This window comes from Arthrobacter sp. 9MFCol3.1, from assembly GCF_000620385.1.
In the GTDB taxonomy this organism is placed as follows: Bacteria; Actinomycetota; Actinomycetes; order Actinomycetales; family Micrococcaceae; genus Arthrobacter.
In genome coordinates this window covers 165106-182293 of the sequence record NZ_JIBJ01000006.1, presented here as the reverse complement: position 1 = coordinate 182293, position 17188 = coordinate 165106, and the positions used below count along the sequence as shown (strand labels likewise).

Annotated in this window: 16 protein-coding genes; 6 read left to right on the top strand and 10 right to left on the bottom strand. The window is 67.6% G+C overall.

Features of this window, described 5'->3' with window-relative positions; translation table 11 throughout:
• Positions 1-91: 91 nt before the first annotated feature.
• Positions 92-808 carry a PAQR family membrane homeostasis protein TrhA gene (trhA, locus tag C560_RS0107925; RefSeq protein WP_026537785.1) on the bottom strand — a complete coding sequence of 239 codons (717 nt, stop codon included), beginning with the start codon at positions 806-808 and terminating at the stop codon, positions 92-94.
• Positions 809-962: 154 nt separating this feature from the next.
• Between trhA and C560_RS0107920 the strand changes: the two genes are divergently transcribed.
• Together C560_RS0107920 and C560_RS0107915 are read left to right on the top strand one after the other, a co-directional pair.
• Positions 963-1724: an isoprenyl transferase gene (locus tag C560_RS0107920; protein WP_043422814.1), complete on the top strand. Its 762-nt coding sequence runs from the start codon at positions 963-965 to the stop codon at positions 1722-1724.
• Between the two features lie 233 nt (positions 1725-1957).
• The gene (locus C560_RS0107915) at positions 1958-3397 is read left to right on the top strand and encodes a PhoH family protein (protein WP_026537783.1); all 1440 of its coding nucleotides are present in this window, start codon (positions 1958-1960) and stop codon (positions 3395-3397) included.
• Positions 3398-3956: 559 nt separating this feature from the next.
• Here the strand turns inward: C560_RS0107915 and C560_RS0107910 are convergent.
• Together C560_RS0107910 and C560_RS0107905 are read right to left on the bottom strand one after the other, a co-directional pair.
• Positions 3957-4607 carry a GNAT family N-acetyltransferase gene (locus tag C560_RS0107910; RefSeq protein WP_026537782.1) on the bottom strand — a complete coding sequence of 217 codons (651 nt, stop codon included), beginning with the start codon at positions 4605-4607 and terminating at the stop codon, positions 3957-3959.
• Positions 4608-4654: 47 nt separating this feature from the next.
• Complete coding sequence (locus C560_RS0107905) at positions 4655-5479, bottom strand: hypothetical protein (RefSeq protein ID WP_026537781.1); 825 nt, start codon at positions 5477-5479, stop codon at positions 4655-4657.
• Between the two features lie 58 nt (positions 5480-5537).
• On the opposite strand from C560_RS0107905, the gene C560_RS0107900 reads away from it, so the two are divergent.
• A complete protein-coding gene (locus C560_RS0107900; RefSeq protein ID WP_026537780.1) occupies positions 5538-6092 on the top strand; it encodes a prepilin peptidase in 555 nt (184 codons plus the stop codon).
• 127 nt (positions 6093-6219) lie between these two features.
• On the opposite strand, the gene C560_RS0107895 is transcribed toward C560_RS0107900, so the two are convergent.
• Entirely contained in the window at positions 6220-7935 is a 1716-nt protein-coding gene (locus tag C560_RS0107895; protein ID WP_026537779.1) for an MDR family MFS transporter, read from the bottom strand.
• Positions 7932-8663, bottom strand: coding sequence for a TetR/AcrR family transcriptional regulator (locus C560_RS0107890; protein WP_026537778.1), 732 nt, complete (start codon positions 8661-8663; stop codon positions 7932-7934). The genes C560_RS0107895 and C560_RS0107890 overlap by 4 nt, the downstream gene beginning before the upstream one ends.
• A 165-nt stretch (positions 8664-8828) precedes the next feature.
• On the opposite strand from C560_RS0107890, the gene C560_RS0107885 reads away from it, so the two are divergent.
• The gene (locus C560_RS0107885) at positions 8829-9497 is read left to right on the top strand and encodes a vWA domain-containing protein (RefSeq protein WP_026537777.1); all 669 of its coding nucleotides are present in this window, start codon (positions 8829-8831) and stop codon (positions 9495-9497) included.
• A 102-nt stretch (positions 9498-9599) separates the two neighbouring features.
• On the opposite strand, the gene C560_RS0107880 is transcribed toward C560_RS0107885, so the two are convergent.
• The 3 genes from C560_RS0107880 to C560_RS0107870 form a co-directional block, all read right to left on the bottom strand.
• Positions 9600-11036 (bottom strand): class II fumarate hydratase, encoded by a 1437-nt coding sequence (locus tag C560_RS0107880; protein ID WP_026537776.1) that lies wholly within the window; start codon positions 11034-11036, stop codon positions 9600-9602.
• A gap of 83 nt (positions 11037-11119) precedes the next feature.
• Complete coding sequence (locus C560_RS0107875) at positions 11120-11734, bottom strand: carbonic anhydrase (RefSeq protein WP_026537775.1); 615 nt, start codon at positions 11732-11734, stop codon at positions 11120-11122.
• Between the two features lie 9 nt (positions 11735-11743).
• On the bottom strand, positions 11744-12379 hold the full coding sequence (locus C560_RS0107870) for a DUF4245 domain-containing protein (RefSeq protein ID WP_155855755.1): 636 nt from the start codon (positions 12377-12379) through the stop codon (positions 11744-11746).
• Positions 12380-12682: 303 nt separating this feature from the next.
• Between C560_RS0107870 and glpX the strand changes: the two genes are divergently transcribed.
• Together glpX and galE are read left to right on the top strand one after the other, a co-directional pair.
• Positions 12683-13705 (top strand): class II fructose-bisphosphatase, encoded by a 1023-nt coding sequence (gene glpX, locus C560_RS0107865; RefSeq protein ID WP_018774693.1) that lies wholly within the window; start codon positions 12683-12685, stop codon positions 13703-13705.
• 152 nt (positions 13706-13857) lie between these two features.
• The gene (gene galE, locus C560_RS0107860) at positions 13858-14829 is read left to right on the top strand and encodes a UDP-glucose 4-epimerase GalE (RefSeq protein WP_026537773.1); all 972 of its coding nucleotides are present in this window, start codon (positions 13858-13860) and stop codon (positions 14827-14829) included.
• 81 nt (positions 14830-14910) lie between these two features.
• On the opposite strand, the gene C560_RS0107855 is transcribed toward galE, so the two are convergent.
• Together C560_RS0107855 and manA are read right to left on the bottom strand one after the other, a co-directional pair.
• Positions 14911-15882 carry a lipid II:glycine glycyltransferase FemX gene (locus tag C560_RS0107855; protein WP_026537772.1) on the bottom strand — a complete coding sequence of 324 codons (972 nt, stop codon included), beginning with the start codon at positions 15880-15882 and terminating at the stop codon, positions 14911-14913.
• 4 nt (positions 15883-15886) lie between these two features.
• Positions 15887-17176 (bottom strand): mannose-6-phosphate isomerase, class I, encoded by a 1290-nt coding sequence (gene manA, locus C560_RS0107850; protein ID WP_026537771.1) that lies wholly within the window; start codon positions 17174-17176, stop codon positions 15887-15889.
• Positions 17177-17188 lie beyond the last annotated feature (12 nt).

The following is a 17188-nucleotide window of genomic DNA, read 5'->3' as shown; positions in this document are numbered from 1 at the left end:
TATTGAAGCCGGCGCCCGGTGTGTCGGCCCGAAACGCCGGCGAGTCCCGGCGTCGCAGTTTCAAAGGTGGGGAGAATCCGCGCGGGCAGTGTCAGCCCAGGACCGCGATGGCTATGGCGATGTAGTGCGCGGCGAAGGCTAAGACCGTCAGCGCATGGAACAACTCATGGAAGCCGAAGTGTTCGTAGCTGAAGTTCGGCTTCTTCAGCGCATAGAAGACGGCGCCGGTGATGTACAGGACGCCGCCGACGCAGACCAGCACCGCCGAGGCAGCGTTGGCGGCGAAAAAATCCGGCAGGTAGAACAGCGAGCCGCAGCCCAGCGCGATATAGATCGGCACGTAGAGCCACCGTGGGGCATTGGTCCACAGCAGGCGGAACAGCACGCCCATGATGGCCCCGGACCAGATCACCCACAGCAGCACTTCGGCCTGCTGCCGGTCCAGCAGGGCCCAGGCGAGCGGCGTGTAGCTTCCGGCGATCACCAGCATGATGTTCGTGTGGTCCAGCCGCTTCAGGACGATTTTCACGCGCGGCGACCAGTTCCCGCGGTGATAGACGGCGCTGACGCCGAACAGCAGCACCCCGGTGACGGCATAGACGGCGCAGGCCACCTTCAGGTCCGGCGGCGCCAGGATCACCAGCACCAGCCCGGCGGCCAGCGCCAGCGGAGCGGTGACGGTGTGGATCCAGCCCCGCCATTTGGGCTTGATCATCAGCAGTTCGGCCAGGCGCACCGCGGCGTCGTCCACCGGGGTTCCCCGCTTCGACGAAGGCTCCGGCCTGGGCTCCGGACTGTTGCTTTCCATGCCGCAATAATAACGTACGCAACAGTAAGTTACCCGTGAGTAACAAGCCGTCCGGGGCTGTCCGGCGGCGCAGCTGCACCCGGCACGGCCCTCCGGCAGGTAGCCTAGGATGTGCACTGAACAAGTACCTCAAGGAAGCCAGGTGAATCTCCGGATGGAACTGCCCGGGTTCCTCTACGGCTTTTACGAGCGCAAGCTCCAACGCTCCCTCGATCCTGAACGGATCCCGCGGCACGTCGGCGTCATGGTCGACGGGAACCGGCGCTGGGCGCGCCAGTTCAATGCCCCCACAAGCCAGGGCCACCAGGCCGGCGCGGACAAGATCCACGAATTCCTCGGCTGGTGCCAGGAGCTGGGCATCAAGGTGGTCACCTTGTACATGCTCTCCACGGACAACATGAACCGCTCCGGCGAGGAACTCGATCTCCTGATGGGCATCATCGCCAACACCCTGGACCGGCTGGACGAGGACGCCAACATCTCGGTGCACGCCATGGGCGCCCCCGAACTGCTGCCGGACTACCTCGCCGAGCGGCTGAACAACCTGACGGCCCGCACACCGGCGCAGGAGAGGCTGCACGTCAATGTCGCCGTCGGCTACGGCGGACGGCGGGAGATCGTCGACGCCGTCCGGGAACTGCTGCACGACGCCGTCGCCCGGGGAACGGACATCGGACAACTGGCCGATGAACTCACCGTGGATGACATCTCGCGCTTCCTCTACACCCGGGGCCAGCCGGATCCGGACCTGGTGATCCGGACCTCCGGGGAGCAACGGCTGTCCGGGTTCCTCATGTGGCAAAGCGCGTACAGTGAGTTCTACTTCTGTGAGGCCTTGTGGCCGGCGTTCCGCAAGGTGGACTTCCTGCGCGCCCTGCGCGACTACGCCGGCAGGCAGCGCCGCTTCGGCGCTTGAGCGGTTCACGCGGAGTTCACAAGACGGCAACAAGAATCGCCGAAAAATTATCGGACAAACCGGCCACCGGAGACGTACGTTAATCCCATCGGCAGGTAATTCGCCGGCCGATCGGGGAGGCCAGTACATGGAGCGGATTTTCGCACCGGGTGTATGGGAGGCCGCGTCCGGCCTCCAGGCCGAGCCGCCTCACCAATAACAATTCCGGGCATTGCCCCGGGGCTGGAGTCGATGTGGCTATTTCTGAGCAACTGCCCGACGTCATTTCCGATCAGGGACAGAAAGCTACCTCTCGCGCCAAGCGAGCCACCTCAAAGACCGGTGCAGCGGATTCCGCGGCGGCCGGTCTTGCTGTTTCCGGGGAAGGAACAGGGAGCCGGGGCACGGCCCGCAGTTTCGTGATCGATACCTCTGTGCTGTTGTCCGATCCGCGGGCCCTCCTGCGCTTCGCGGAGCATGAGGTCATCCTGCCGATCGTCGTCATCACCGAGCTTGAAGGAAAGCGCCACGACCCAGAGCTGGGTTACTTTGCGCGCAAGGCCCTCCGGCTGCTCGATGACCTGAGGCTCGAGCACGGCGGTCTGGACCGTCCCATCCCGCTGGGCCCCGACGGCGGCACGCTCATGGTGGAGCTGAACCATATCTCCGCCGAGGTGCTGCCCGCCGGGTTCCGCGGGGTGGACAATGACAGCCGCATCCTCGCGGTGGCGAAGAACATGGCCAATGAGGGCCGCGATGTGACGGTGGTGTCCAAGGACCTGCCGATGCGCGTCAAGGCCTCGGCGATGGGGCTGCTGGCCGACGAGTACCGCAATGAGCTCGTCAAGGACTCCGGCTGGACCGGCGTCGCCGAGCTCGACGCGGGCGAGGACGAGGTTGCCACCCTGTACGGGCACGAGCCGGTGTTCATCCCGGCGGCGGCCGAGATGCCGACCAACACCGGGCTGGTGTTGCTGTCCAGCCGCGGCTCGGCCCTCGGACGGGTAGGGGCGGACAAGCAGGTCCGGCTCGTCAAGGGCGACCGCGACGTCTTCGGACTCCATGGCCGCTCGGCTGAGCAGCGGTTGGCGATCGATCTCCTGATGGACCCGTCGGTCGGCATCGTGTCCCTCGGCGGCCGGGCCGGTACGGGCAAGTCCGCACTGGCCCTGTGCGCCGGGCTCGAAGCCGTCCTGGAGCGCCGGGAGCACCGCAAGGTGATCGTCTTCCGGCCCCTGTTCGCGGTGGGCGGCCAGGAACTCGGCTACCTGCCCGGTTCCGAAGCCGAAAAGATGAACCCGTGGGCACAGGCGGTCTTTGACACCCTGGGCGCGCTGGTCAGCCAGGAAGTGGTGGAGGAAGTGATGGACCGGGGCATGCTGGAGGTCATGCCGCTGACGCACATCCGCGGACGTTCCCTGCACGATGCGTTCGTGATCGTCGACGAGGCGCAGTCCCTGGAGAAGAATGTGCTGCTGACAGTGATGAGCCGGATCGGCCAGAACTCCAAGATTGTCCTGACGCACGACGTCGCCCAGCGCGACAACCTGCGGGTCGGACGGCACGACGGCGTGGCGGCCGTCGTCGAGACGCTGAAGGGTCACCCGCTGTTCGGCCACGTCACCCTCACCCGCTCGGAGCGCTCGCCGATTGCTGCCCTGGTGACGGAGCTGCTGGAGGGGGCGGAGATCTAGCCAACACCCTGCTTGGGGCCGTGGTCCGGTTCGCCGGGCCGCGGCCCTTCGCCGTTGGTTGGGTAGCCGTTGGTTGGGGTGCCGTGGATGGGTTCGCCGGGCCGCCGCCTTTCGCCGTTGTGGGGTTGCCGTGGTCGGGTTTCGCCGGGCGGCGGCCTTTCGCCGTCGCTTAGACACAGCGCATGGGACCCGCTGCGGTCGCTGGGCGACCTCCGGGGTCCGATGCGCCGCGATGCGCTCCTTTACGAAAGACCGCCTCCCGGCGTGTTTGTCCCTCGCTATCCAGGGGCTGCGGTGTCCCGCTGAGGAGCGCATCGCCGACCAAAGCGAAGCGGAGGTCGCCCAGCGACCGCAGCGTAGCGACGGGAGGTGTCTAAGCGACGGCGGGGCGCCGCTGCCCCGAACCCAACCACGGCAACCCAGCGAAGGGGAGGTGTCTAAGCGACGGCGAAAGGCCGTGTCCCGGCAAACCTAACCACGGGCGAACCCAACCACGGCAACCCAGCGAAGGGGAGGTGTCTAAGCGACGGCAGGACGCCGCGGCCCCGCTACCTCTTGGCTACTGGGGGATGCCCAGATATTTCGCAAAGGCTTCGTGGCCTTCTATCTCCAGCTGCCAGTCGGGGCGTTTGAAGGTGGCGGGCGTGAGGCGGACGTTTTGGACCTCTTGGGCCTTGCCGCCCCAGGCGGCGCGGGTGACGCCGTTGAGCTCGTAGCCGAGGGAGCGCGAGACGCCCAGGGACTGCTGGTTCCAGGCGGCGGCCTCGGACTCGGCCACGTCGGCACCGAGCCAGTCGAAGGCGTAGAGGGCGACGGCGGCACGCATTTCCTTGCCGAGGCCGCGGCCCTGGACGCTCTGGCGGAGCCAGGAGCCCGTGGTGACCGTCTTCAGCGTGGCGAAGTCCTTGGCCGCGATGTCCTGGCAGCCGACGAATTCGTCCTCGTGCCAGATGCCAAGCAGGAGGGTCCAGTCCTGCGGGCTCATGCTGCCGCGGCACCGCCAGTACCACTGCGCCATGTTGGTGCCGAGCTCGCTGGCCGGGGCTTCGGTCCAGGGGTTGCTGAACGGATTCCGGCCCGGGGCGTGCACGCCGCTCCGGGCGGCCGCGACCGCGGCAGGAATGTCCGCGTCGCGGATCGGGCGCAGTTGAAGGCGCGGCGTAGTGAGGCGCAGGCCGAAAGGGGGCCAGTAGTCGGCGGGTTCAGTCATCGAGGAAGCCTAGCGGTGCCGGCGGGCGGACGCGAGTCACGGCCGGGCTACTCCGCGGGAACGTCCCAGCTGATGTGGCGCCGGACGTCCGTGAGGTTCATCGATTCGGCCAGGAACAGGTCATCGAGCATGTATTCGTCGACGCCCAGGATTCTCAGCCAGTGGCCGTAGCCGTCCTGCTCGGTGCCGGTCCCGGGCGCGTCCAGCCAGCGGCTGGCAACGCAGACGCCCGTGGCGGCGTCAATCCTCAGGAGCGTGCGTCCCGGACGGCAGAGCGGGGCTCCGGGGTCGGCGGGACGGTAGGAGAGGTTCGGGCTGACCGTGGTTTCGAGGGCCGGCCGGCCCTCGTGGTCAACCTCCGTGATGGGGCCGAGCTCCACGGCGTTGGCGTTGGGGAACTCCAACGGGACAGGGGAGTTCCCTGCAAGCTCCACCGGGTCCAGGGCCGCGGCGAACCGGCCGTTCCCGAAGGACGGCTCGCCGTAGGCTGCCTCCGGGCGGCGGCGCACCAGCCCGTCGTCGTCGTACACCGGCGTGACCAGGTTCGGCGGCAGGAGCCAGGTCTTCCTTGTGGAGCTGACATAGAAGCCGCCGCGTGAATCGTTGATGCCGGTGGTGCTGGCGATCACCAGCCCGTCGGCGGTCTCCAGCCGCAAGGCGCCGGGCCTGCGCAGCCACGCCCTGACGAGGCCGTGGGGAGGGACTGCTGCGGAAACTGCGGAACCCGTGAGGGGCCGATCCAGGTACTCGAACCTCAGCGACTGCCACTTCCACGGCGAGGACCGGCACAGGTGCCGGAAGGCCGCAGCCTTCTCCGCCGGACCGCGTGGGGCGTCCGGCCCACGCCGGTTCGTGCTGTCCCATGCGGCCATATCCACAGTTTACGCGCGGGGACCGCCGGGCCGGATGAATATCCAGTAGCATCCGAGAGTGATCGAACGACTCGGCCTTCTCGGCGCCGCGAGCCCGCTGGCCTTCTGGCTTGCCCTGGCCGCGTGCGTCTATTTCTTCGTGATGGCCGTCCGGCTCACCGTCATCGACGTCCGGCACCACCTGCTCCCGGACAGGATCGTCTTTCCCTCCTATGGGATCGCCGGAGTCCTTCTGCTGGGCGCGGCCGCCAGCCGGCTGCTTCCCGGCGGCCAGGACGTTGCCGGCACCGCCGACGCCGGGGCATTCGGCATTCCGGGGCTCCGCATCCTTGCCGGCGGGGCAGCCCTCTGGCTTTTCTACTTTCTCCTGCACGCGGTGTATCCGCCGGGAATGGGATTCGGCGACGTGAAGCTCGCCGGCGTCCTGGGGATGTACCTGGGATTCCTGGGCTGGGGGCACGTCATGGTCGGGACCTTTGCTGCGTTCGTCCTCGGCGGGCTGTGGAGTCTCGGATTGCTCGCTGCGCGGCGCGGCACGCTGCAGTCGGCCATTCCCTTTGGACCGTTCATGCTGGCCGGCACAGTCGCCGCCATGCTGCTGCCGGCCGGATAGGCCGGAAGCACGGGCACCCCGGCCGCCGGCGCTGACCGGCCCGGTACGCAGCAGGGGCGCCGCACCCCCAAAGGTTGCGGCGCCCCTGCCGGCACTGTCTGGCTGGTGCCGGGCCGTTTCCGGACCGTCAGCCGCGCAGGCGGGTGAGCTCGTCGTCGTGACCGTGCCCGTTGGTGTGGCTCTGGGCTGAAAGCCCTTCCGGCCCCGTGGGCTCCGCGGCGTCGGCGCCGTGGCGGGCTGCCGCCCGTTCCGCCTCGAGCCGCTCGGCTTCCTCGCCGCCGACTGCTTCGCCGCGGGCCACCATGCCGGCGGTGTCCGAGAGTGGGATCTGCTTGAGGGTCAGGGCCAGGATCAGGGCGATGACCAGGAACGGCAGCAGGTACCAGAAGACGGGAGCGAGGGAATCCGCGTAGGCGTTGACAATCGCGTCCTTGAGCTGGGCCGGGAGCTGGCTGAGGACCTGGGGGTCCATCGTCCGGGTGGACTGCGACGCCTGCTCAGCGGACGCCCCGGCGCCGGTGAAGGCATTGGTCAGGGATTCGGAGAGCCGGGTGGTGAAGATGGAGCCGAACACCGCGACGCCCAGGGATGCGCCCACTTCGCGGAAGTAGTTGTTGGTGCTCGTGGCCGTGCCGATCTGGTCCGCCGGCACGGAGTTCTGGACCACCAGGACAATCACCTGCATGATCGAGCCCAGGCCCGCGCCGAAGACGAACAGCTGGACACAGATGACCCAGATGGGCGTGGCGGCCGTGAGCGTGGTCAACCACAGCATCGCCGCGATGGTCAGGGCGGCCCCGAGGATCGGGAACATCCTGTACTTGCCGGTCTTGGAAATGCGGATGCCGGAGAAGATGGCCATGCCCATGAGTCCCACCATCATGGGCAGCATCAGCAGGCCGGATTCGGCGGCGGAGGTCCCGGAGGACATCTGCAGGAAGGTCGGGACGAAGGCGATCGCCGCGAACATGCCGAGGCCGAGGGTGAAGCCGATGGCGGTGGAGTTCACGAAGATGCGGTTCTTGAACAGGCTCAACGGAATGATGGGGTCCTCGGCCCGCCGCTCCACCAGGACGAAGGCCGTGGCGGCGAGCACCAGCCCGGCGCCGAAGGCCCACGTCAGCGGCGAATCCCAGCCCTCGTCCTTCTTGCCGCCGAAGTCGGTGAAGAAAATCAGGCACGTGGTGGCCGCGGAGAGCAGCAGTACGCCCAGGATGTCGATCCGCTTCTCGGCCTTCTTGTTCGGCAGCGTCAGGGTGAACCAGGCGATGGTGAACGCGGCGATGCCGATCGGGATGTTGATGTAGAAGGCCCATTCCCAGGTCAGGTGGTCCACGAAGAAACCGCCCAGCAGGGGTCCGGCGACGGCGGAGAGGCCGAAGATTGCGCCCAGCGGGCCCATGTACTTGCCGCGCTCCTTGGCCGGAACGATGTCGGCGATGATGGCCTGGGACAGGATCATCAGGCCGCCGCCGCCCAGGCCCTGGATGGCGCGGAAGACCACGAAGCCCCAGAAGTCCGTGGCCAGGGCGCAGCCGACGGAGGCGAGGGTGAAGAGCCCGATGGCGATCAGGAACAGGTTCCGGCGGCCCAGGATGTCGCCGAACTTGCCGTAGATCGGCATGACGATGGTGGTGGCCAGCAGGTAGGCCGTGGTGATCCAGGCCTGGTGCTCCACGCCGCCGAGCTTGCCGACGATCGTGGGCATGGCGGTGGAGACGATGGTCTGGTCGAGGCTGGAGAGCAGCATGCCCGCGATGAGGGCGGAGAAGATGATCCAGATGCGTTTCTGGGTCAGCAGCAGCGGCTCGGCTGCTGGTTTGGTGCTGACGGCGGCGCTCATTGCGCTCCTTCGGAAGGGTCGGGCTGGACTGAAGTGGACTTGACTGTGTTTGACTCGACTGCGTTGGATTCGGCTGTGTCGAACTGGGACATGGTGAACGGCAGGGAGAAGAGCGTGCGCGCTGCTGCGATGTTTTCCAGCAGCATGTCCCTGTAAGGGCGGGCGTTGCCCTCGGAGAAGTAGTCGGCGCTGGTTTTCCTGGCGACGTTTCCCAGGAGGACTACGGCCATGCGGACCACGGGGTGATCGGCAGCAACACCTTCCCTGGCCGCGAGCAGCCGGGCGAAGTCGGCCTCGCGTTCCTCGGTGGCGCCGATGATCTTCAGCATCAGTTGGGGTTCCTTCTTGATCACCCCGATCAGCTGGCGGGTCTCTTCTTCGGAGCCGCTCATCCGTTCGGACAGATCAAGGGACAGGCGTACGAGGTCGGCGAGGAGTGAGGCCGATATTTCCCCGGCGGGCGAACCCGCACCGCCCGCCATGAACCGGGCCACCACCTCTTCCGGAAAGTCGTCGTCGACGTGGCCCAGGATCGCATCTTCCTTGGCAGGGAAGTAGTTGAAGAAGGTCCGGCGGGAGATGCCCGCGCGCTCGCAGACTTCCTCCACGGTGTAGCCGCTGAGGCCGCGTTCGGCGGTCAGGGAACGCGCGACGGCGGTGATCGCCGCCCGTGTTGCGGCCCGCTTGCGCTCGCGGAGGCCCCCGGAACTAATTGCACTGTTTCCCATGGAGTGTATTTTTGCACTCAAATACAAATAGTGCAAAAGATGTGGCGGGCTGTTGTGCCAATAATGTCGTTGCCCGGCCATAGCCTGCTCCTGTCCAGTCATATGGCTGGCAACAGGTGGCCCGCGACGTGGCAGAAGCGCCGTCGGGGCCGGAAATGGGGAAGCATGACAGATTCAGCCCTGACGCACGTGTATGTCCTCCTGGACCGTTCCGGGTCGATGAGCGCCATCGCCGATGACACTGTGGGCGGCTTTGCGGCGTTCATCCGCGAACAGCAGGCAGTGGCGGGCCGGTGCCGGCTGTCGCTGGCGCAGTTCGATGACACCTACGAGCGCGTCTACGCCGCGGTGGACATCCAGGACGTGCCGGCCCTGGACCTGCAGCCGCGGGGTAGTACCGCCCTGCACGACGCCATGGTCCGGCTGATCGGCGAAGCCGGTGCGGAACTCGCGGCCCTTCCGGAGGACCAGCGCCCCGGCACCGTGCTGGTGGCCGTGCTGACGGATGGCCACGAGAACTCCTCGCGCGAGGCCACGGGCGAGCTGGTCAAGTCACTGGTACAGCGGCAGCAGAGCCAGTGGGGCTGGCAGTTCACGTATTTGGGCGCCAACCAGGATGCGGTATTGACCGCCGGCGGCCTCGGCATCCGCGCCGAAGACGCCCTGACCTATGCCGCCGGGAACGTCGATGCTGCCTTCTCCGTCCAGTCCGCCAAGACGCGGCGGTTGCGGGAGGCGCGGATCGGCGGTGCCAGCATGGCGGACGCCGCCGCTGCCGCGGCCTACACGGCGGAGGAACGGGAGGCCGCGGGCGGCGAGCCGCCCAGGGTCTAAGTTCTGGATTGCGGCGCAGACATGCCGCCGGCCGGCACCCTTCCAGGAAGGATGCCGGCCGGCGGCGGATGTTCTCTTCGGGGGCGACTCCGCCCGGAGCCGTTATGCCTTGTGCGGCGGGCGCGTCATGGACATGACGTCCAGGGCGGTGTCCAGCTGCTCCTCGGTCAGTTCGCCGCGCTCGAGGAAGCCCATGGAGACGACGGTCTCGCGGATGGTCAGGCCCTCGGCCACGGCCTTCTTGGCGATCTTGGCGGCGTTCTCGTAGCCGATGAACTTGTTCAGCGGGGTCACGATCGACGGCGAGGCCTCGGCGAGGAAGCGGGCGCGCTCCACGTTGGCGGTGATGCCGTCAATCATCTTGTCGGCCATGACGCGGCTGGTGTTGGCCAGCAGGCGCACGGATTCAAGGAGGTTGGCGGCCATTACGGGGATGCCGACGTTGAGTTCGAAGGCGCCATTGGTGCCGGACCATGCGATGGCGGTGTCATTGCCGATCACCTGGGCGCAGACCATGATGGAGGCTTCGCAGATGACGGGGTTGACCTTGCCCGGCATGATCGACGAGCCCGGCTGCAGGTCCGGGATCGCGATTTCGCCGAGGCCGGTGTTGGGGCCGGAACCCATCCAGCGCAGGTCGTTGTTGATCTTCATGAAGGAAATCGCGATGTTGCGCAGCTGGCTGGACGCTTCGATGAGGCCGTCCCGGTTGGCCTGGGCCTCGAAGTGGTCGCGGGCCTCGGTCAGGGGCAGTCCGGTGTCGGCTGCCAGCAGTTCGATGACGCGCTCCGGGAATCCGGCCGGCGTGTTGATGCCGGTGCCCACGGCAGTGCCGCCAAGCGGGACCTCGGCGACGCGGGGGAGGGAGGCGTTGATGCGCTCGATGCCGTAGCGGACTTGCGCGGCGTAGCCGCCGAACTCCTGGCCCAGCGTGACGGGCGTGGCGTCCATGAGGTGCGTGCGGCCGGACTTCACGACGTCCTTGAATTCGGTGGCCTTGCGCTCCAGCGACTCCGCCAGGTATCCGAGGGCCGGGACCAGGTCGTTGATCAGGGCGGACGTGGCGGCGACGTGGACGGAGGTGGGGAAGACGTCGTTGGAGGACTGTGAGGCGTTGACGTGGTCGTTCGGGTGGACAACCTTGTCGCTCCCGGCAGACTTGAGGGCCCGCGTGGCGAGCTCGGCGATGACCTCGTTGGTGTTCATGTTCGAGGACGTGCCGGATCCGGTCTGGAAGACGTCAATCGGGAAGTCGCCGTCATACTTACCGGCCGCAACCTGGTCGGCTGCGTCGGCAATCGCCTGGGCGAGCTCGCCGTCGAGCACCCCCAGTTCTGCGTTAGCCTGGGCGGCTGCCTTCTTCACCCGTGCCAGGGCTTCGATGTGGGCGCGCTCCAGGGTCTTGCCGGAGATCGGGAAGTTCTCGACTGCCCGCTGCGTCTGCGCGCGGTACAGGGCGTTCACGGGAACGCGGACTTCGCCCATCGTGTCGTGTTCAATGCGGAACTCTTCGGTGTTCAACTCATCTGTGGAAGTCATGGGGCTAGCTTATTGGGAGGGAGGGTCCCACCGAAAACCGTGAACTGGCTCCCGCCGCGGCAGCCGCGGCGGGGTTCCCGGCGCTAAAGCCTGCCGATGCTGGAGACGAGGTCGGCGCGGCCGTCGGCAAGGCTGTACGCCAGCCCGAGCACAGCGGTGCGGCCGCTGTCGACGGCGCTGGAAATCACCCGGGAACTGTCCACGATCCGCTGCGAGGTCTGCTTGACGTTTTCGACCACCATGTCATTGACCTCGGTCTGGTTGTTACGCAGGGAGGTCAGCACGGACGGGGTGATCCGCTCCACCAGGCTGCGGATGAAACCTGACGGCATCTGGCCGGTCTCGACGGCGGCCTTGGTTGCGGTGACGGCGCCGCATCTGTCGTGCCCCAGGACGACGATCAGCGGGACGTCCAGTTCGCTGACGCTGTACTCCAGAGAGCCGAGCACGGCGTCGTCGATCACCTGCCCGGCGGTGCGGACCACAAAGGCGTCCCCGAGGCCGAGGTCGAAGATGATTTCGGCGGCGAGCCGGGAGTCGGCGCAACCGAAAATCACGGCGAAGGGGTTCTGGTTTTCCACCAGGGACGAGCGCCGCGACGCGTCCTGGTTGGGGTGTGAGGACGTGCCGGCGACAAAACGCTTGTTGCCTTCACGCAGACGCTGCCATGCGAGTTCGGGAGTCAGGTAAGTAGCCACGGGGCTACTTTACGGTGCAGGGCTGGCTGACGGGGAAACTGTTGCGCCGGGGGTCGGTACCGGCGTGCTGGGCTGTGCCCCGGCGGGAGGATTGCTTTCGAGCGACTTCACCACGGCGGAGGCCAGGGCGGAGAACTCCTCCAGCGTCGCGGATCCGGAGAGGATGACGGTGGTGCCGCGTTCGGTCAGCACCATGGATTTCTCGCCCTTGCCGCTGTCGCGCAGTTCCCAGTCCCGGCCGCCGGCGTTGCGGGTGCCGGTCACGGGCGCGTTCTTGGTCTGCTGCAGGAGCCAGGTGGGATTGGCCGCGCGGGTCTGCACGAGGGCGATGAAGGATTCCTTGGGCGTCAGGTAGCCAACTTCCCAGGCCGGAACGCCGCTGCCGGCGCCGGACTCCCAGCGGGCGTAGTTTGGGCGGAATGTGTCGCCGATATCGGCCGCCACGGGTGTGAACCCCGCCACACCCGCCGCGTTCTGCGCGGTGGCGCTGACATTGACGTTGGGCCGGTAGCCGTCGGTCTTCGGAGACGGGTTCATGAGCACGATCGGCAGGAACGCGGCGATGCTCACCACCAGCGCGATGATCATGCCCATCACGGAGGCATTGGCGCGTTTGGCCGCAGCGGCGGCGATAACGGGCTTCACTGGCGGCTGTCCGGAAGGGGGCGGGCCTGCCGCGGGGGAGCTGCCAGCCGGCGAACCGGGGGCGGCGGGGGAAGCGTCCTGCAATTCACTCACCCCTCTATAGTCGCGCATGTCCGGGCCGATCTCACATTCGCGGCGCATCGGCCCCCACGGTGAAGTGCGTCACGCGGCGGTCATCCCATGACCTTGCGGCCCGGCCCCGACTATGATCAGTAACAGACGAATCACCGCGACGGATCGATCCTGGCCGTACGGGTTCAACGACCGCCACTCGAAGAAGAGGTTCACGTGACACCAGCGCCCATGTCCCAGAAGTACTCCACGCTTTCCCCCTCGCTCGCCGTCGGGATCGACGAGCCTGACCGCAACCTCGCGCTGGAACTCGTCCGCGTCACGGAAGCCGCGGCCATCGCCGGCGGCCACTGGGTGGGGTTCGGCGACAAGAACAAGGCCGACGGCGCCGCCGTGGACGCCATGCGCTCCTTCCTGCAGACCGTGCACTTCAACGGCGTCGTTGTCATCGGTGAGGGCGAGAAGGACGAAGCCCCCATGCTGTTCAACGGCGAGCGCGTCGGTGACGGCACGGGCCCCGAGTGCGACGTCGCCGTCGATCCCATCGACGGAACCCGCCTGACCGCCCTTGGCATCAACAATGCGCTGGCCGTCCTGGCCGTGGCCGAACGCGGCTCCATGTTCGATCCCTCTGCCGTGTTCTACATGGAAAAGCTCGTCACCGGCCCGGAAGCGGCGGACATGGTTGACCTGCGTTTGCCGGTCAAGCAGAACCTGCACCTGATCGCCAAGGCCAAGGGCGTCAAGGTCAACCAGCTCAACGTCATGATCCTGGACCGCGACCGGCACCGCCCCCTCGTGGAGGAAATCCGCGAAGCCGGTGCCCGCACGAAGTTCATCATGGACGGCGACGTCGCCGGGGCCATCGCCGCTGCGCGTGCCGGCACCGGAGTCGACGCCCTCATGGGCATCGGCGGAACCCCGGAAGGCATCGTCGCGGCCTGCGCCATCAAGTCCCTCGGCGGCGTCATCCAGGGCCGGCTGTGGCCCACGAGTGACGAAGAGAAGCAGAAGGCGATCGACGCCGGCCACGATCTGGAGCGCGTGCTCTCCACCAACGACCTCGTCTCCAGCGACAACTGCTACTTCGCGGCCACCGGCATCACCGACGGCGACCTCCTCAAGGGCGTCCGCTACTCCAAGGACAAGGTCCTCACCCAGTCCATCGTGATGCGCTCCAAGTCCGGCACCATCCGCTTTGTCGACGGCGAACACCAGGCCAGCAAGTGGGAAGGCTACGCCCGCAAGAGCTAGCACCTGCGCGGCAACAATGAACTGCACCATTGAGCACAGCGAATCCCGGGCCGCCACCGCGACCCGGGATTCGTCGTCTTAAACCCGGTGCATGACGACGTGTCTATGGCTGCGGGGCGGCCGGGGACCGTGGGATTAGATAGGGTGGAGCCATGACGTGGCTCGTAACTGGCGGTGCAGGATATATCGGTTCTCATGTGGTTTCCGCTTTGCGCGGTGCCCGGATCCAGCCGGTGGTGATTGACTCCCTCTCCAGCGGGCACCGTGAGTTCGTGCCGGCCGATGTGCCGTTCATCCATGGCAGCATCCTCGACGCCGACCTCGTGGCCCGTACGCTGCGGGAGCACGCGGTGACCGGGGTGATCCACCTGGCCGGGTTCAAGTACGCCGGAGTCTCGGTCCAGGAGCCGCTGCTGACCTATGAACAGAACGTCACGGGCACCGCGCAGCTGCTCAAGGCCATGGAGCTCACCGGCGTCGACAAACTGGTTTTCTCCTCGTCCGCGGCCACCTACGGCACGCCCACCGGTGACGTCGTCACCGAGGCGACGCCCACCAACCCGGAATCGCCTTACGGCGAGAGCAAACTCATCGGCGAGTGGCTGATCCGTGACCAGGGCCGGGCCCGGGGCCTGAAGCACACCTCGCTACGGTACTTCAACGTGGTCGGCTCCGGTGCGCCCGAGCTGTACGACACCAGCCCCCACAACCTTTTCCCGATCGTGCTGCGGGCGCTCACAGCCGGTAAGACTCCGCGCATCAACGGCATCGACTACAACACGCCGGACGGAACCTGCGTGCGCGACTACGTGCACGTGGCCGACCTGGCCACCTCGCATGTGGCCGCCGCCCAGGCGCTCGAGGCGGGCAAGCCGCTGGAGCGGGTATACAACCTCGGATCCGGGGACGGGCTGTCCGTGCGCCAGATCATGACGGCGATGGCCAACGTCACGGGAATCGATTTCGAACCCGAAATCGGTCCGCGGCGGGCGGGGGATCCGGACCGGATCGTGGCCGACGGCACGCTGGCCGCCCGCGATCTCGACTGGAAGATGCGCCACTCCGTGGAGCAGATGGTGGCCAGCGCCTACGACGCCCAGCGGCACGCCATTACGGCCAACTAACACCGCCACCAACACCTGCCGCCGGGACGCGGCGGGCCGGGCGGCCCCGGCTGGCCGGTGCCGCCTGCTGGCCCTTAGCGGTTAGCGGTTAACGAGGGCCCGGGACCGGGCGCGCAGCTTCTTCGCGAGCTGGGCGCCCTTGCGGGCCAGCTGGTAGCTGCCGTAGCGCACCTTCCGGACCGGCAGGTCCCACGTTCCGGGATACGCGATCCCTCGGCCGCCGAACGATTTCTTGAACGCCGTGAACCCGGCCCATTTGTGGTCGGGCTGGTCCGCCGGCGCCACGCCCCAGAGGTCCACGTGCTTGAGGCCCTTCGCCTGGGCGTCCGCCATCAGGGTGATGAGCAGCGGAATGCCCGCGCTGAGCTTGCGGTGGGTGTCGTCAAGGGCGGCATGGGCGTAGGTCCGGGTATCGGCAGAATCGTAGGCCAGGGCCGCGGCGATGGGCTGGCCCTCGAGCTCCGCGATGAAGAGCGTCGCGGCGCCGGCCGGCATGAGCGACCGTGCCACCTGGCTCAGGTACTCGTCGCTTTGCGGCTTGAAGCCGTTGCGGGCGGCCGTCATGTGCAAGAACTCCAGGAGGACGGCGATCTCGGCCGGGTCCTGGCTGGAGCGGAAGGTCACGCCCTTCTTGTGGATGTTGCGGAAGAGGTTCCGGTTCGCCGGCTTCATGTCCGCCAGGACGTCCTTGAAATCCCGGTCCAGGTCCACGATCCAGCTGAGCTCGGGCTGTTGGCTGGCCGGCGCCAGCTGCAGGCCGCGGCTGCGGAGCACGGCGTCGGCCTCGGCCTCGGCGAACCCTGCGGTGACCGGCTCAACCCGGACAAACACGGCCCCGCTGGTCCGGGCGAGGTCCGTCAGGGCCGCCAGTGCGGCGTCGAACGCTGCCAGCGACTCGGCGACCGGGCCGTACGGGGAGTACAGCAGCTTGCCGGCCGGATTGGATTCCTCGACGGCAAGGAAGCGCCACCCGGGGCCGGACTGTTCGTGGACCGTGCGTCCGAGCGAACGCTGGAACTGTGCCCACTGCGGGCTCTGCAGGAAATAATCCATGGTGTCAGGCTTCCAATGCGGTGGTAACGGCAAATGCCAGGGCGGGGCCGGTGGCGCCGGAGACGGCGTGGACGTTGACCGGGGCCTCTGCGGCGGTCAGGAAGGCGCTGGCGCCCCGTTCCAGCCGCAGCTCGCCCTTGGGGGAGTCGAGGCGGACGGAGCCGGCCGTGACAATGACGACGGCGGCACCGGACTGCGCCAGCGGGACGGGCTCCGCCCCGGGCGCCAGTTCAATCCGCTGCAGCTGGAATTCCCGGAACGGCGGCCGGAACAGTTCCTGGCCCAGCATGGAGGTCTCGGCAGGAAGCATGGGCACGGCGACCGCCTCGAACGCGACAGTCTTCAGCAGTTCCGGCACGTCCACGAATTTCGGCGTGAGCCCGCCGCGGAGCACGTTGTCCGAGGACGCCATGACCTCGATGCCGAGGCCGTGCAGGTAGGCGTGGACGTTGCCGGCCGGGAGGTAGACGGCCTCACCCGGGGCAAGGGAAATCCGGTTCAGGAGCAGGGAAATCAGCACGCCCGGATCTCCGGGGTACCGGCCGTTCAGGCTTACCGCGGTGGACAGCTCCGCCACGTGCGATCCCATGGGGGCGCCGGAGATGAGGACTCCGACGATGGTCGCCGTCGCCTCGGCGACGTCCCCGCCGCCGGTGATGAGACGCTCGAAGGCCGAGCGCAGGGCCGCGGGTTCATCCGGCTGCGCCAGGTCTTCGAGCAGCAGCGGGACCAGCGGCGGCAGCTCCAGCCCGGCGAGCTCGAAGCACGCCGCCAGATGCTCGAAGACCGCCCGGGATTGCGCGGCCGGCCGGAACCCGCAGAGCGCCTCGAACGGGGTCAGCGCGAAGATCATTTCGGGCTTGTGGTTATCGTCTTTGTAGTTGCGCTCCGTCGCGGCAGGGTCGACGCCGGCGGCTTCCTCGCGTGCGAAGCCCTCCCGGGCCTGGGCGAGCGTCGGGTGCACCTGCAGGGACAAGGGTGCCTCGGCCGCGAGGACCTTGAGCAGGAACGGCAGGCGCGGACCGAAAGCGGCCACGCTCGCGTTGCCCAGGCAATGTTCCGGATCCTCGGCGATCAAGGCGTCCAACGCCAGCCGTCCGCCGTCGTGCGTTTCGGGTGCGTGCCGGCCGGCGCCGCCGGGCGCCGGCGTCAGGGCGACGGACGGGGAGTCCGGGTGGGCGCCGATCCAGAGCTCGGCTTCGGGACCGCCGGAAGCCGGCCTGCCCAGCAGCTCGGCGATGGCCGTCGGGGAGCCCCAGGCGTAGGGCCGGAGGACGTTCTCAAGTTCGTACATGGCCTGGTCCCT